This is a genomic window from Marinifilum fragile, assembly GCF_963677365.1.
Lineage (GTDB): Bacteria > Bacteroidota > Bacteroidia > Bacteroidales > Marinifilaceae > Marinifilum > Marinifilum fragile.
In genome coordinates, this window is sequence record NZ_OY781962.1 from 2,790,005 (window position 1) to 2,807,004 (window position 17,000).

The 17,000-nt window shown below is 37.4% G+C and carries 9 protein-coding genes; 3 read left to right on the top strand and 6 right to left on the bottom strand.

Annotation, left to right across the window (positions count from 1 at the left end):
* Window positions 1-16 precede the first annotated feature (16 nt).
* Window positions 17-475, top strand: a complete 459-nt coding sequence (locus ACKPCA_RS11100) for a CYTH domain-containing protein (RefSeq protein WP_321279173.1) — start codon at window positions 17-19, stop codon at window positions 473-475.
* Here ACKPCA_RS11100 and ACKPCA_RS11105 read toward each other — a convergent pair.
* Window positions 446-3,556, bottom strand: a complete 3,111-nt coding sequence (locus ACKPCA_RS11105) for a glycoside hydrolase family 3 N-terminal domain-containing protein (RefSeq protein ID WP_321279174.1) — start codon at window positions 3,554-3,556, stop codon at window positions 446-448. The genes ACKPCA_RS11100 and ACKPCA_RS11105 overlap by 30 nt on opposite strands.
* A gap of 473 nt (window positions 3,557-4,029) precedes the next feature.
* Here ACKPCA_RS11105 and ACKPCA_RS11110 point away from each other — a divergent pair, with 473 nt between their 5' ends.
* The gene (locus ACKPCA_RS11110; RefSeq protein WP_321279175.1) at window positions 4,030-4,563 is read left to right on the top strand and encodes a hypothetical protein; all 534 of its coding nucleotides are present in this window, start codon (window positions 4,030-4,032) and stop codon (window positions 4,561-4,563) included.
* Window positions 4,564-4,671: 108 nt separating this feature from the next.
* Here the strand turns inward: ACKPCA_RS11110 and ACKPCA_RS11115 are convergent, their stop codons facing one another.
* From ACKPCA_RS11115 to ACKPCA_RS11135, 5 genes are all read right to left on the bottom strand, one after another.
* Entirely contained in the window at window positions 4,672-5,796 is a 1,125-nt protein-coding gene (locus ACKPCA_RS11115) for a cysteine desulfurase family protein (protein WP_321279177.1), read from the bottom strand.
* A gap of 15 nt (window positions 5,797-5,811) precedes the next feature.
* Window positions 5,812-6,954 carry a DUF2971 domain-containing protein gene (locus tag ACKPCA_RS11120; RefSeq protein WP_321279179.1) on the bottom strand — a complete coding sequence of 381 codons (1,143 nt, stop codon included), beginning with the start codon at window positions 6,952-6,954 and terminating at the stop codon, window positions 5,812-5,814.
* A gap of 693 nt (window positions 6,955-7,647) precedes the next feature.
* Window positions 7,648-9,585: an OmpA family protein gene (locus tag ACKPCA_RS11125; RefSeq protein ID WP_321279180.1), complete on the bottom strand. Its 1,938-nt coding sequence runs from the start codon at window positions 9,583-9,585 to the stop codon at window positions 7,648-7,650.
* A 760-nt stretch (window positions 9,586-10,345) separates the two neighbouring features.
* Window positions 10,346-13,210 carry a PD-(D/E)XK nuclease family protein gene (locus ACKPCA_RS11130; RefSeq protein ID WP_321279182.1) on the bottom strand — a complete coding sequence of 955 codons (2,865 nt, stop codon included), beginning with the start codon at window positions 13,208-13,210 and terminating at the stop codon, window positions 10,346-10,348.
* Between the two features lie 15 nt (window positions 13,211-13,225).
* Window positions 13,226-13,885 carry a YiiX/YebB-like N1pC/P60 family cysteine hydrolase gene (locus ACKPCA_RS11135; RefSeq protein WP_321279184.1) on the bottom strand — a complete coding sequence of 220 codons (660 nt, stop codon included), beginning with the start codon at window positions 13,883-13,885 and terminating at the stop codon, window positions 13,226-13,228.
* A gap of 249 nt (window positions 13,886-14,134) precedes the next feature.
* Between ACKPCA_RS11135 and ACKPCA_RS11140 the strand changes: the two genes are divergently transcribed.
* The gene (locus tag ACKPCA_RS11140; RefSeq protein WP_321279186.1) at window positions 14,135-16,987 is read left to right on the top strand and encodes a 2-oxoglutarate dehydrogenase E1 component; all 2,853 of its coding nucleotides are present in this window, start codon (window positions 14,135-14,137) and stop codon (window positions 16,985-16,987) included.
* The last annotated feature ends 13 nt before the right edge of the window (window positions 16,988-17,000 follow it).

Consider the following 17,000-nt stretch of genomic DNA (forward strand, 5'->3'; position numbering starts at 1 on the left):
ACTGATAACTGAAAGAATGGCAATAGAAATAGAAAGAAAGTTCCTGGTAAATAAAGATTTACTTCAACTTCCCAATCATGGGAAAAAGTTGATTCAAGGATACATTTGGAGCGATCCTCAGAAGAGTCTAAGAATTAGAATTGCTGGCGAAAAAGCTTTTCTTACCATCAAATCCGGAAATGACATTTTAAAGAGAAGCGAATTTGAATACGAGATTCCTTTGGCAGATGCACAGGAACTGCTTGACTTGTGTGATGCTAAAATAGAGAAAACCCGCTACCTGATTCCTATGGATCAATACACTTGGGAAGTGGATGTATTCCATGGCGAGAACCAAGGCTTAATTGTTGCTGAAATTGAACTGTCGTCTTCCGAAGAACAAATCAAACTTCCCGAATGGATTGATCAGGAAGTTAGCAATGATCCAAAATATTTGAATGTTTCTTTAATTGAAAATCCTTTCATCAAGTGGTGATACCAACAAGTCGGAAAAATTTCTTGCAGGAGTAATTTCGGGTCTTACGGCCTTGTAAATACACTCCTGTATTTTGGTTCTAACATCCATTTCCATCAATTTCGCATTGGATTCATCCGGACAAATTCGGTTCGATAAAAAGATGTATACCAAATCATAATCCGGATCAATCCAAATCATGGTTCCCGTAAAACCTGTATGCCCATAACTTGACAATGAAGCCAAATTACTGGTTGGTCCATTTTCATCGGTAGGATCTAAAAATGGTTTATCAAAGCCTATTCCCCTTCTGTTTTCTCCATCAGGATTGGCTCGCGAAGTAAATTTCTCGATGGTTTCCGATCCAATGTACATTTCGCTGCCATATTCTCCCTTTTGCAAATACATTTGAGCCAGTTTGGCCAAATCGCTGGCATTGCCAAACATGCCGGCATGACCTGCCACACCTCCAAGCATTGCGGATGTAGGATCGTGCACATATCCTTTTATCCATTGCTTTCTAAAGAAATCATCTTTTTGAGTTGGTACAATTCGATTTAAGCTAAATCTTCTTTGAGGGTGATAACCCAAAGTTCCCGCTCCCAATTGGCGATAGAAATGACGACTTGCATAACTATCTACAGGCTCTCCTGATCTTTCCTGTATCATTTCTCCCATCAGGATAAATCCCAAATCACTGTACTTGTAACCATTCTTCTCGCGATAATCCGAATCTAAAATTCCTTGCAGTATGGTATCCTTGTAATTCTTATTGATATAGAGATTTTTGGCTACTTCAATCGGGTAAGTTTCCGACTTTACCTTGGATAAAATTCCTTTCTTGAATTTATAATTTCTATCAATATATAGGTTCTTTCCAAGTTTTAAACTGTATCTCCTGGAATAGGTTCTGCTAAAGAGATTATCAATAAAACTTGCAGAATCAACAGCTTCCCAATGAAACGGTTTCCAGCTTAACAAACGAGCTTCGTGTGCAAGTATCTTTCTTAAAATCAGGCTGTCTTTGTTTGATTCCTTAGCCTTTGAATAGTATTTGCCAATATTGGCATCAACATCAATCCAGCCTTCATCAGTCATTTGCATTAACACGGGCAAAGTTGCCGTAATTTTGGTTAGGGAAGCCAAATCGTAAATATCAGGGTTTCGAACAGGTCTTTTCCTTGCGTAAGTATGATATCCATATGATTTATTGAATACTACTTTCCCTGATCGGGCAATCAGAATCTGGCATCCGGGAGTTGCTTTTTGCTTGATGGCATCCTCTGCAATTGAATCAATTACATTCAGTTTTAAGGTACTCAATCCCACCTGCTCAGGCAATGAATATCCTAAGCGATTGTGAATCGTTTCAATTCCAGCACCTACCCTAAAATCATCATTTACCGTTACCGGAAGTTTTCCTTTTGCAGCCAATCCTCCAAAAACAATTTGGGCAGAAGCCATTTGCGCCTCTTTGCTATCTTGATAGGAAACCAAAACGGCATCCAAATCATTTAAATTTCGATATCGATCCAAAGCATAGGGATTGCCAAATAGATCAAAAACAACTTTTTTATTGGCAGATATTTCTGACAACAATTGCACTGTTTGATCTGCAATACCAAAGTTTTTGGATGGACGTTGATCTGTATCGTGCATGCTTACAATTAACAGGTTGTATTTGTCGAGCTTTTCTTTTAAAATCTCGAAATGCTCTTTCGAAGCATCCTTCTCAATCTGGTAAAAATCGATATCGGTATATCTTCCCAAATACTCCTGATATCTATTTCGAATAGAAGCGCCCATGGCAATGGAGGCCACTCTTAAGGTATCCAATCGTTTTAATGGCAATAGGTTTCTATCATTCTTCAGCAGTGTGATGGATTGTTCTGCCAGTTGCCTGCGCAATATAAATCCCTCCTGTGTATTCAGACCTGACCAAAGTCTTTCCGTGTCAACTGGCTTATAATTGTTAAGTCCTAACCAATACTTGGCCTTCAGAATTTTCTTACATTTCTCATTGATTTCATCCCAACTTAGCTCACCTTTTTCAATTGCAGCTTTAATTTCCTTTAATGAAATTTCCACATCCTCAGTAAAAAGCAAAACATCATTCCCAGCCGTTAAAGCTTTAACATCAACTTTTCCTTTGTCGTAGTATTTGCGAACTCCCTGCATGTTTAAGGCATCGGTAAACACCAAACCTTTAAAACCCAACTCATCCTTAAGCAAATCAGAAACAATAGGTCGCGATAAAGTTGCTACCTTCTGATTTGGATCCAAAGCAGGAACATTCAAATGAGAAATCATTATGCCTCCCAATCCCTGGGCAATCACTTTTTTAAAGGGATAAAGTTCAATGGAATCCAATCTCGCACGATTGTGATTCAAAATTGGAAGATCAACATGAGAATCAGTATCCGTATCGCCATGCCCTGGAAAGTGTTTTCCAACTGCAATTACACCTGAGCTTTGCATCCCATTGGCAAAGGCATAGGATTTGTTGGCCACATTGTATCGATCTTCACCAAAAGATCTGCTGTTAATAACAGGATTGACAGGATTATTATTCACATCCATCACTGGTGCAAAATTAACATGTACACCCAATCGCTTGCACTCCTTACCAATTTGTTTTCCCAATCGGTATATCAACTCATTATCCTGAACAGCACCTAACATGAGCTGTCGAGGATAACTAATGGTTTCTTTCAATCTCATCCCCAAGCCATTTTCTGCATCCATACCAAGCCACATGGGTACTTTCGATAAGCTTTGATACCAATTGCTCAATTCGGCTTGCTTGCCTGGTTCGCCGTGAAAAAAGATAATTCCACCAATCTGATATTGATCTACTATTGCGGCAATTCGCTCCATTTCCTTTTTGCTTTTATTAGAATAAGCTGCAATCATGAACAATTGAGAGATTTTTTCATCCTCACTCATGGTAGAAAAAATGGAATCAGCCCAATGGTTAGATCTATTTAATTGATCGACCAACAGATACTGATCTTGCACATAGTTTTGAGCCGCTAAAGAAAAAGCAAGCAAATAGAAAAAAAATAGTATTAATATCCTTTTCGGAGAAAATATATAAAGCATAGAAAATTCGTTAAATCAATTCACCACGGGGTATAACAAAATTATAAAACGCCCATGAATAAAGAGAATGATTGATCACTAAAAAAAATGAATTTGTAAATTTTTTGAATGCAAAAAGAGGGCCAATAAAAAAGGGGCACCGCCCCTTCTCAATTACTTACAACTAAAATCATATTAAAAACTTGAATCTAGGATCGAACCAAGTGAAATATGCGAAACTAAAATCGGGATGTTTTATCCCTGATTCAGAAGTAAATTTATTTTACTCAACGCTAAAAAACAAGTGTCAAGTTTGCCAAGTTTGATAAATTGAGCATAATATTAATCTCGCCTCACAAAGGCTACTAAGCTATAAATCAAGAAGAATCAAGTAGGAATAAGCTTTATCTGGTGGTAACTATTTGATTTGTCTTTCAAAATAACTACTTTAAGACTAGCCATTGTAAGTAATTAAACCCTAAAAAACAATCACCATGAAAAAGATATTCTGCACCTTCATTTTGCTTTCCACAGTAATCATTTCTATTGCTCAAAATCATGCGGAAAAAGAACTTAGCATAGATGATCAAACGGCTCTAAAGTTGACTGCAACTGTTCAAGTATCTCCTGACAATTACAATCATCTTAAGAATTGGGTTCTTTCAACCGAAGCAGTCGAATTGGAAATGCTCAACGAAAAATCGGGAGAAGCCAGACTTAAAGGAAATAGTTTAATTTATTTGAGCCAGAACCCATCGACTTTTCAAACCAGGATGTACTACACCCTAAGTTTGAAAGAACAAAACAATCAGCTGCAAATTGAAATTAAAGATGTGTACTACGTTTCCTTACCTGTATATGGAAAACAGGGAACGGCTTCTGTAATCTCCTATCCTTCTGATTGGTTCTCCAAAGAGAAGCTTTATAAGAAATCAGGTAAAGAGCGTTATCTGAATTCAATTGTAAAACAGAATACCATTTCAAAAATGAATGAGCTGATGGATTCGGCTTTGGCTTATATGAATTAAAGATTTCACGCAAAGCTCGCGAAGACATATAACAAAAGAACGCAAAGATGAATAATTCATCTTTGCGTTCTTTTTCTAATTTATTCTCTGCGTCCTTTGCGTGAAATCTTATTTTCTTAATAAGCTAACAGCTTCCTTAATCTCCTCAATCGCACTAATAATTTCCTCTTCACTGGTATATTTCCCAACCGACAAACGCAGTGTTCCCATGGCATATTCGAATGGAACATTCATGGCATCAAGTGTTGCTGAAATTTTTACTGCATCGGAATGACAGGCAGCTCCTGCTGAAGCCGCAATATTTGGCATATTTGCAAGAATATCTGCTGCTCTCAGATCCTTAAAGGAAATACTCAAGGTATTTGGCAAAGAGAATTCAGGATTTCCATTGATTCTGCAATCCCCTAACGCTTCCAAACCTTCTCTCAAAAGTCGTATTAAATTTCTCTCTCTTTCCATTCTGCTTTCCGGATCGATCATTGCCAATTCGGCTGCTTTGCCCAAACCTACAACTTCCAGAATATTCTCTGTTCCTGCTCTGCGGTTCATTTCATGATCTGCACCATGAATTAGCTTTTGCAGCTCCACGCCTTCACGAACATACAAAGCTCCAATCCCTTTCGGTGCATAGAATTTATGTCCTGCTACTGTCAGCAAGTCAAAGCCCAATTCTTTCACATTCACGGGTACTTTTCCAACCGCCTGTGCACAATCGCTATGCACTGCAATATTGTGCTTTTTTGCCAATGCCGATATTTCTTTTAGTGGCTGCAAAGTTCCCACCTCGTTATTGGCATACATTACCGATATTAAAATTGTATCAGGACGAATGGCTTCTTCCACATCCTTAAGTCTTATCCTTCCCGTTTCGTCAACAGGTAAATAGCTCACCTCAAATCCTTCCTGTTCCAGGAATTTACAAACCTCGATAATGGCTGGATGCTCAATCATCGTGGTGATAATGTGCTTGCCCCTATCCCTGTTCTGGAAAGCATATCCCTTTAATGCATAATTGTTCGATTCGCTCCCTCCACTGGTAAACACAATCTCCTCACACTTGCAGTTCAACAGTTTCGCCATACGTTCACGAGCCTGCTCCACTGCCTTTTTGGTTTGCTGCCCATACCAATGTGAACTTGAAGGATTTCCAAAATATTCAAATAAATAAGGCTGCATGGCTTCTGCAACCTCTTTTGCTACTGGTGTTGTGGCGTTGTAATCTAGGTATATCATTTTTGATGTGATTTTTTATTGAGGTGTTTTGTTACGGTTAATGTTTTTTACTTTTAACAAATATTTTCCATCATTCTTATTCAGCATATTTTTGGTTGATAAATCTTCTAAGTGAGCAATCAATTGATTCTCTGTAATATTATTCGTTATTCTATTCAACAACTGATTAACTGTAAATTCATTATCCTTGAATATTTCAGAAATAATAAGCAATAAACTTGATTGCACTTCCATTGCTGTACTATAAAAGAATTCTTCTGGTATAACTCCAAAAGTAACTTCTTGCTTTTTCATCCTATAAAACTTGACACTTGGATTTTGAGATTTAATAATCGAACAAATTATTTCAATATCGCTTTGATTTGCTCTAATTCCAAAATAAATGGCTTTTAACGAATGAGCAGGATAGAAGTAACTCTTATTTGATTCTTTATGAAAAATCCTTAATTCTTCTTCATATTTCCAATCAATAGACTTGAATGAGAGAAGCTTCTCTATAAAATCTAATTCATCTTTCTCGTTGTATAATAAGTCTAAATTAATGTCAGGAATTTCAGATTCATAAGTAACTTCAAAAGTTTTGGAAAATGGCTTTATATTTGAATCAAATTCAAGACAAAATCCTTGATGGTTATCCGCATAATGTGACCACATTAATAAATTAGAGTTGTTTTTGGAAAAACAACACACTCCAATCTTTGAAAAAGACTCTTGTCTAATATTTTGAAGTGTTTGCAGAATTGATTCTTGAATTTTTAATTTTATTGCAGAAAAAAAACTACCAATATTTTCAACGAAGTTAGAATTCAATTCTTCAATATTGTTGAGTTGTTCTAAAAAATCGCTTTTGTTTTTAAAAATTTGATTCCCGCTTTCGTCATTGAAATCAAAAATGTAATCTATATGTTCTTCACAAAAATTATAGAAATCCTGTTTTGATATATTCTTATTTATTATGCCCAATAAAGCCTTTTTATCAAATTCACGTTTACTATAATCACAATAAAGATCTACGAATTTCTGGTCACTTAATCCTTTTATTTTGGCAGGATGAAAAGTATCAAAAGGATCATTGAAATTTAAAGGATTATTGAAAAATATCTGATTCTTCTGAAGGTTTCTAAGAGAGTATGAGTTTATTGGTGAATATTTAAACATTTTTCAAAAAATTAGTATTCAATTTGTATTAGTCACAACGTAGAAAAAAACTCGATTGTATTTATTTCTATTATATCTATTCAAAAGTGTATGTTTATCTAACTAATATTGATAGGTATTATACACATATTATGTTTCTGCCTGTGAATTTACAAAACAATCCTCCACAAGAGAAACATTCCCCTTAATATTTTACACTCAATTATAGCATCTACTACCGATCTAGATCTATGATATAGATTTTACATTACCGATTGACGAGAGTTCATTTTTGTCTCAAAACTAGGTTTGCACACTGATGAGAGATCTTTTTTGTGGCGAATTTGCCATTGCACATTGTCGAGAGCATTTTTTTGTGCAGAAACTGCCTTTACATTTTGTCGAGAGTTAATTTTTGTTCAAAAATTGGCTTTACAAATCGTCGAGAGATCTTTTTTGTGGCAAATTTGCCATTACACATTGTCGAGAGCATTTTTTTGCATCAAAACTGTCTTTACATTTTGTCGAGAGTTCTTTTTTGTCTCAAATTCTATCGGAATGCATTTTCTAGCTTAGGCCCATGCAGAGCTTATATAACAAACAAACTCAAAAGGGCGATGCCCTTTGCTATTGCTTTGAGCCTTTCAGGATCATCCTTTGTGTTCTTTGTGAAACACCTTTGTGCCCTTCGTGGTTAACCTGCAGAGGTCAGCATCAATCCTTCACCACCCTAAATTCAGTTCGTCGGTTCAAGGCCTTGCCTTCTTCGGTCTTGTTGTCGGCTATTGCTTTACTCGAACCAAATCCTTTGTACAGCAAGCGCTCTTTTTCAATTCCTTTGGCAATCAGGTAATAGCACACAGCCTTTGCTCTGTTTTCCGATAAGCTCAGGTTGTGTTCTTCCGATCCGGTATTGTCGGTATGCCCCGATATCTCAACAATCAAATCCTGGTTCTGATTCATCAGCTTGAACAGGATTGACAATTCGCTCTCTGATTTTGGCAGAATTTCCCATGAATCGGTATCAAAAAACACATTGCGAAGTACAATTTCGCTCCCTGATACCAGTTTTTGAAGTCCAATATTTAATTCTTGCGGCTGATTCTTTTCCTGATTCTCTAAGAGCGAAAAATGATCGGAATAATACAAATATCCCTCGCTCTCGGCAGCAAACAAATACTCTTTTCCTGCAGGCAAACAAACCAGGTATTTCCCATTTACCCGATCCGAATGAATTCGGGCAACGGTATCTTTCGAACTCAAATCGATCAATTGCAAAGAAGCATACAAGTTTTCTTTGGTATCTAGATCGTATATCTTTCCTTTCAGCCACGAAACCATTGGGGGACGATGTTCTTTGGGCAAATCGAATACAAAAATATCCTTTCCTTTTCCCTCTATCCTGTTGGATGCAAAGTAGGCCTTATCGCTTTTGGCATTGATTACCAATCCCAATTCCTCGCCATATGTATTAATCGGATATCCCAAATTCTCTGGCTTCGACCACTTCCCATCTTCCTGCAGCCTTAGTTTATACAGATCGTAAGATCCCATACCCGGTAATCCATCCGAGGCAATCACCAAATACTGATTGCTGGCATGAATAAAAGGTGACATCTCATTGTTTGCGGTATTGAAATCCATATTTACAGGTTTCGACCATCTTTGTCTGCCATCTGGTAGGTTTTCCATCAGCTCCGATCGCCAGATGTCCATTTTCCCTTTGCCGCTCTTGCGATTGCTCACAAAATAAAGCACTCTTCCATCGGCCGAAATGCTTGGTTGTGCCTCCCATGCTGCCGAATTTATGGTAGGACCTAAGTTCCTAGGCTGCGACCAATTGTCTCCCTCACGAACCGAATAGTAAAGATCGCATCTGCCTAATCCATCCTTTCTGCCACAAGCGGTGAAATACATGTATTGCCCATCGGCAGTTATGGATTGTGCCCCTTCGTTGCTTGTGGTATTAATGATTTCCGATAATCCTTTGGCCGGTCTCCAAACCTCGTTCTCTTTTGTAGATATCCAGAAATCCTCTTGCAGCTCCAATTTTACTTCCGTAGATTTTTCGGCCGGACTCAATCGGGTAAACACCAAAACTTCCTCATCGGCAGTTAAGCTGGGCCAGTATTCATCATACTTGGTATTGATTGCATCCCCAATATTTATGGGCTCAAAATCTACTGGATGTGCAATCATATTCAGAGCAAAGTCACAATTCTTGATTAGCTTTTGTGCTTTTGCCTTATTTCGCGATGAGATTTTTGAGAAGGATAGAAAATCTTCAAATTTGCTTTTGGCTTCCTGATATTTCCCTTGTTTTAAATAAGCATTTCCCAAATTAAGATGTACACGCGGAAAATAAGAGCCATCAATTTCTATTGCTTTCTGATAGGCTTCAATTTCAGCCTCACGATTCTGTAGGGTATAATATACATCAGCCTGAAAAAGATAAGCCTCAATGAACTTGTCGTTCACCTCCAAGGCTTTGCTTAAACTTTCCAATGTTTTCTGATTATCCCTGTTTCGATAATGCTGCCCGGCTTCTTCGTAAAAGTGTATAGCCCTGCGCGATTTGATACTGTATTTCTTCTGCGCAAAAGAAACATTCACCATCAAAATCACAAGAAAAAATATTGTGCTCTTTTTCATCTTTTATAATTCCACATTTATTATTAAACCTACAACATTATATGCTATCGTTTAATTTAGGATTCTCCTTTTTTTTAAGGGGAGATGGCCACAGCCAGAGGGGTGCATTTAATTACAATACTTTTTTCACCCTTTTGCCTGTCGGCATTTTCCCTATAAGGGAAAAACCTGAACTTGAAAATGTTTTTAAATAAATAACTTCCATAATCTCAAATAAACTGCAACTATTGAAAAAATTGCCAATATTGCACCTAAAATAATAAATGATCTCTTCTCGGATTTTCGTATTGATATGATAAGCAATAACAAGGACAATACACCAAAAATAGAATAATAGTATTGATATCCATATTCCAATAACTCTGTCAATCCATACAAAGCTCTTGTTTTGCCACTAGTAAGAGATACATATCGATTCCAAAGGTCATAATTTACCTTTAGGGTACAACAAATGCTTATTCCACTTAGAACTATTGATAATATTGCGAATTTATTTTTCATCATTCTTATAAATATACATTTGTTATTAAACCTACTGCACCATTCAGTCCTGCTTTTCGGGCATTGGAAGGACAAGCTGCTTATACGAAGAAAAGTTTTAGTAAGACGGGGAAGCTGAGAACTTGTTCGAAGATCACCCCGCCGCACTTAAAGTTTTCGAGTATATGTAGTTTGGGCTTACGCGCCCTAGATTCTTTGCTTCCTTTCTCATCAATGGAGAAAGGAAGAGCCCCTGCGGCTAGAGCAGAAAAATCATTCTTTATCTATGACAAATCTCCGCATACAAACAAGTCCTACAAGCATCCTGATTTTCCACCTGAGTAAATGGAATCTTCGGATCAAAAATCTCCTCGAACATTTCCTGCAAAGCTTTGGTAAATTCTTCCTTATATACTCGGTAATCATCAACAGGTTCTGGTTTCGAACGACCTTCTTTTCGTGCCAACATACACGTAAACTTGTTGTTGAAGAACTCTTTCAGACTATACACACCAGGCGAAATTGCCTCAGCAGTTTTCGTTTTGTCCTCGTAAAACAAGCAATACAATAAGGTTTGAAAAGCTGCTTTGTTTCTGTTCTTTCCCTCTTTCTCGAATAAAGATTCAATATCCTTAAAGAACAAATCTGCCTTACCCGTTTTGTAATCCAGGATTCGAATGGTATCATTTGCCCTGTCAACACGGTCAATCAATCCCTTAATGTTTACCTTTCTACCTCCCGATATCGGAATCTGAATTCTATACTCATCTTCTAATGATAGGATTTGAAATGGAGCAAATTGCTGATCCAAGAACAATATCCTATCGATGTACTTTTTCAGGATATCAAAAATCAACAAGTTTCTTCCTGATATCTGAACCTCTTTATCTTTCGGCGTTTTAAAATAAGTATCTCGAAAAGCGGTCTTTAGCTTCTCTTCAATCAGATCTTTGTCTTTCCTGATGATTTCCAAATTTTCCCTTTCCAATGTTTTGCCAACGAATGGTTTGTACAAATCTTCAAGCGTATTGTGAAACAGGTTCCCGAAAGTAGGAGGATCAATCTCTTCCAAAACCTGATCGGGTTCCTTTAATCCTGCAATGTATTTAAAGTAAAAACTCAATGGACAAGCCAAATAAGTATTCAAAGCAGAAGGAGAAAAACTCCTGAATTGATCTCCGCAATATTCCGCCAGGCGATTTAAAATTCGCTCGTTCTTCTCAACGCTTATGGGTTTGGCCTCTTTTAACGAGATATCATATCCCGGACTCGATTCTTCAATATCAAACTCCGATTCATATTTCAATTGATACAAAAATCGACTCATCTCCCCTGTTCGGATTCCATCGCTTTGCGTACTGTACAATAACTTGATGTCATCAGCACGCTGTATCAATCTGTAAAAATAGTAGGCAAAAATGGCATCCTGATGATCGATGGTTGGCATTCCAAATCCCTTTCTCAGGTGATATGGAATGAATGAATTTGCGGTTCCTGTTTTCGGCAACTTCCCTTCGTTCATCGAGAGAACCACCAACTTTTTAAAATCCAGCAAACGCGTTTCCAAAATCCCCATCACCTGCAATCCCGCCAAAGGTTCTCCTTCAAACGGAATGCTCAAGCTTTGAATCATTTTCTCCAAAATCTTATAGAAAGTATCCTGTTTCACCTCTATCTGATGCTGATCCAACAATGCTTTCAATCTCTTAATTGCCAAAAACAGGTGATAGATATACTCCTGCTCAATCTTGTCAACCAATGATTTTTCTTCCTCTTTGGTTTCCAATCTTTGGTAAACATTCTGCAGCAAATTCAACAGGTAAATGGCAAATTGATTCACATCCTTTACTGGTGTAAACAGCTTTTCGATTACCTCATCGCCTGTTAAAAGCTTTTGCGGAACCTTAATTTTGTTGGTGGTAAGAATATTTTGGGTAAGCTCATGTGCCAATTCTGGATTTACCGAATTCAAATACTGATGATTCAGCAAAGCCAACACCTCTTTGTGATGAAACTCTACTTCTCCACCAATTTTTCTGGAGCTCTTTTGCATATCAATTACCAAACGCAACAAACTGGCAACCGGTGTATTCTTTGCAGGATATCCCATGGTAACATTTACATTCTCTACCACCTCTGGAATGGAATGCAAAACAGGGAGCAATAGTTCCTCATCGGCCAAAACAATGGCTGTTTCTTCCGGCGCTACATCCTCATCCTTGAAAAATGCTTGCACCACAGAGTGAGCATATTTTGCCTGTCCAACTTCTGATGACAAAGACACAAACTCCACCTTGGCTTTGTTCTCTTTGATATTCGAAAAGCTCAATTCAGTTTTAGGAGCAGGAAATCTTCTGATATTGTCTCGCAAAAACAGACCTGCTTCATGGTATGGATTCTTCAGGTAAGATTCGTCATAATCCCAATAAAATTCGGCAAGCTCTTTCTTCTTCAAGAATTCGAACAAATCAATCTCGCATTTGTTCAATGCATTGAACCCTACAAAAATTACCTTTTTAGCATCGATTTGAATTCCTCCCGATTCCAATCCATCAATCAAATTCCTCGAAGCCATACCTTCGTAGGCCAGCTTTTCTGCTTTCAGCTCCTCTCTCAAATCGGTATAAATCCCAAACAGATTCTCCCACAAATTCACGAACTCCTTTTGATGCTCTGAATATTTCTCAGGTTTAAAGCTGCTCCAAAATGCCTGAATTGCCTCAACCTGCTCATCCGTTAAATAGTCGAACAGGTTCTCAATCTCTTTCTCGTCGGCCAGGTTTTGAAACAAATGCTCGGCATTTACCCTGTACTTGTCCAAATCATCAAAATCGCCCAACAACATCTCTCCCCAGTGATAGAATTCATCGAAGCTTTCGCTTACTTTCATTCTTTTCACATAGATTTTGTACAAACGAAACAGCAATCCCAAATTGTCTTCTATCTGCAAATCGGACAGAGAACGAAAAAACTCACTAATGGTAAATACTCTTGGTGCCCAAAGTGGCTGTTCAACCAATTCGTTCAGGTACTTTGAAAAGAACAGGCCTGCCCTTCGGTTCGGAAAAACCAAAATGCAATCCGACAATTCATTGGTATATTTTGAGTAAAGCTCTTTGGTTATTTGTTGTAAGAATGAGTTCATATATAATGTAAGAGATTAATTAAATTGATGAATTCCATATGGCAACACAATTTCAATATTTTTCGATTGAAACATGCCATTGGGATTTAAACCCGGTTTTCCTTCCTGGATTTCTACGCCCAAATTCTTGTAGTATTCTACCCAAAACGGCAAATACTCACCTGATTCATTGTCCTTAAATGTCATGGGATTTAATTGAAATACTTCTGTTGAATCACCGGTATTTACAAACATTTCATAAATCAACTCGGAACAGTAATAGCTTGAATCACCAATTACATAAATATTATCGTAGGGAAAATTCAATAAGCTTTTTCCATAAATCATAGCCGCATCAATTCTGGAATTCAATCTGGTATTTAACCTAGCAATGGCAACTTTATTGCTTCTTAGTAAAAAACTATCCAATTGGGTTAAAGAAACCCCTTTCGATATGGCTTCCAGCACATAAATTTTCCCTTTAGAATCTATATCAACCATGCCCACATGAGAAAAATTCAACTTCTTCTCTCCGCCAGTAACCGATTCAATAGCATCTGAAATGGAATCGCTATTTAAATCCTGAAAAATTAGATCTCCTTTGCGGAATTCAAACTGCGTTTTTTTTTGTAAATTATCACAGCTTGAAAAATGTAGAATAGTCAGCACTAAAATTATGGTGCGAAAAAATGTCATACTATGAAATATTGATGTTTTTGAATGCAAAACTAAATTAATTGGAAAATGCAACAAACGAAAAAATAGCTCTGTGTTTTTTCTGTAAATGTTAAACAGCGTTAACTCATAGAAAATGTCTATAAGCTCATTTGAAAAAAAAATGACATTTTGGTCTTTTATTCCTGTTTATCATGACTTGTTCAATTTCAAAATTAATACATTTGTTTAAGCAACAACAAAAATCAGACAAGTACAACAAACAATTCTATGGATAAATTCAGTTTTTTGGGTAATAGTGAAATCGACTATATTGATGAACTATACCAATCCTATAAAAAAGATCCCTATTCGGTAGAAGAAACATGGAGAACGTTTTTCCAGGGATTCGATTTCGCATCGGCTAATTTTCCGATAAAACAAGAAAGTTCCGAAAGCTTGCCTGCCAGCGAATCAATGAGCAAGGAATTCAATGTAATGAACTTGATTCAGGCTTATCGACAAAGGGGGCATTTATTTACCAAAACCAATCCGGTAAGAACCAGAAGAAAATACTTCCCTACACTGGATATTGAAAATTTCGATCTTACAGAATCAGATTTGGAAACTCCATTTCATGCTGGGAAAGAAATTGGTATTGGAGTAGCAAAATTAAAAGATATTGTAGCTCACTTGCAGGAGACTTACTGTAAATCTGTAGGTGCGGAATATGTTTTTGTTCGTCATCCGCAAATGTTAAGATGGCTGCAAAAGAAAATGGAGAGTTCGAAGAATACTCCGCAGTTTACCGATGAGCAACGCAAGCACATCTACTACCATTTAAAAATGGCTGTTGGTTTCGAGAACTACATTCACAAGAAGTTTGTAGGGCAAAAAAGATTCTCATTGGAGGGTGCAGAAACTCTTATTCCTGCTCTGGATGCCATGATTGAGCGTGGTGCTGAATTGGGCGTTCAGGAGTTTATTTTTGGTATGGCTCATCGAGGCAGACTAAATGTTTTGGCCAATATCCTTGAGAAACCTTATGAGAATATCTTCAAGGAATTCGTTGGTGAAGAATACGAAGAGGACATTGCTCTAGGGGATGTAAAATATCATCTGGGTTATGGGAATACTGTAAAAACAGACGATGGCAGTGAAGTTAAACTTCAGTTGGCTCCAAATCCTTCTCATTTGGAAACCGTTGGGGCCGTGGTTCAAGGAATTTCACGATCAAAAATTGACAATGATTACGAAGGCAATCAGGATCGATTGGTTCCTGTTGTTATACATGGTGATGCTGCAATTGCCGGACAAGGAATTGTATACGAAATCATTCAAATGTCTCAATTGAAGGGATATAAAACAGGTGGTACCATCCATTTGGTAATCAACAACCAGGTTGGATTTACAACCAATTATCTGGATGCAAGATCGAGTACTTACTGTACCGACGTGGCTAAGGTAACCCGTTGCCCTGTTTTCCATGTTAATGGTGATGATGTTGAAGCATTGATTTTTACCATTAAAATGGCAATGGAATACCGTCAGGAATTTAATACCGATGTTTTCATTGATATTCTATCGTACAGGAAGTATGGACATAACGAAGGCGATGAACCTCGTTTTACTCAGCCAATTTTATACAAGGAAATTGCCAAGCATAAAAATCCTAGAGACATTTATGCCGATTATTTAATTCAGAAAGGTGTTTATTCTCAAGCAGAAGTAAAAACCATTAATTCGGATTACAACAAACTGTTGGATGACAAGTTTGAGCTTTCTAAAACATTTGATAAGGTTATCATTCAGCCATTCCTGGATAATTATTACAAAGGCATTCGATATTCAGTTGAATCTGATTTCGAATCTTCTCCTGAAACGGGTGTGAATAAAAAGACACTACTATCATTAGCAGATAACTTTACTTCTCTTCCTGAAGATTTAAAATTCTTCAAGAAGATTGGAAAGTTAATGGGCGATAGAAAGAAAATGGTAGAAAGCGATCAGCTTGACTGGGCAATGGGTGAAATGTTGGCTTACTCAAGTTTGTTAACCGAAGGAAATTCTGTTCGAATTAGTGGTCAGGATTCTGAGCGTGGAACCTTCTCGCACCGACATGCAGCCTTGGTGATTGAGGATACCGACAAGAAATATTTCCCGCTTAAAAATCTTTCGGAAGATCAGGCCCCATTCCATGTTTACAATTCATCATTAAGCGAATATGGTGTATTGGGTTATGAATATGGTTATGCATTGGCGCATCCTTCTGGATTGACCATTTGGGAAGCCCAGTTTGGAGATTTTCACAATGTAGCCCAGGCGGTAATCGATCAGTACATTAGTGCTGCCGAAGACAAATGGGGAATTAAGAATGGTTTGGTTATGTATTTGCCTCACGGATATGAGGGACAAGGTGCGGAGCACTCAAGTGCTAGAATGGAACGTTTCTTAACGCTTTGTGCACACAATAACATGCAAATTACCAACCCAACGACTCCTGCCAACTTGTTCCACATGTTGCGCAGACAGGTAAAGAGAGATATCAGGGTACCATTAATTTGCTTCTCACCTAAGAGTTTGCTTCGTCATCCTGCTTGTGTGTCAAGTCTCGACGAAATGGCCAAAGGCAAATTCCATGAAGTAATTGATGATAACAATGTAATCTCAGAAGAAGTGAGAAGAGTTGTATTCTGTACAGGAAAAGTATACTTTGACTTATTGGCACAAAAAGAAAAGCTGAATGCTCAAGATGTTGCATTGGTGAGAATGGAACAATTGTATCCGTTCCCACATCAGCAAGTGGATAAAGTATTGGAAAGATATCCAAATGCCATCCTTCATTTATGGGTTCAGGAAGAACCTGAAAATATGGGAGCATGGACATTTATGAATTATAACTTCCGCAACAAAGAGGTGAAATTGGTTCCTGTAGCTCGTCAGGCTAGTGGTAGTCCAGCAACAGGATTATCCAAAATTCATATGCTGGGTCAAAACGAGATCATCAACAAAGTATTCAGAAAATGTGATTGTGATAGAAAATTAAAATATTGCGGATTACAATGTGTTGAAGGAAGTTCTCATGAAGAAATACTGCAAACTCATGAATACTTTGAGGAAAAGAAGAGCAAATTATTAATGTAGAAAACTATCAAGA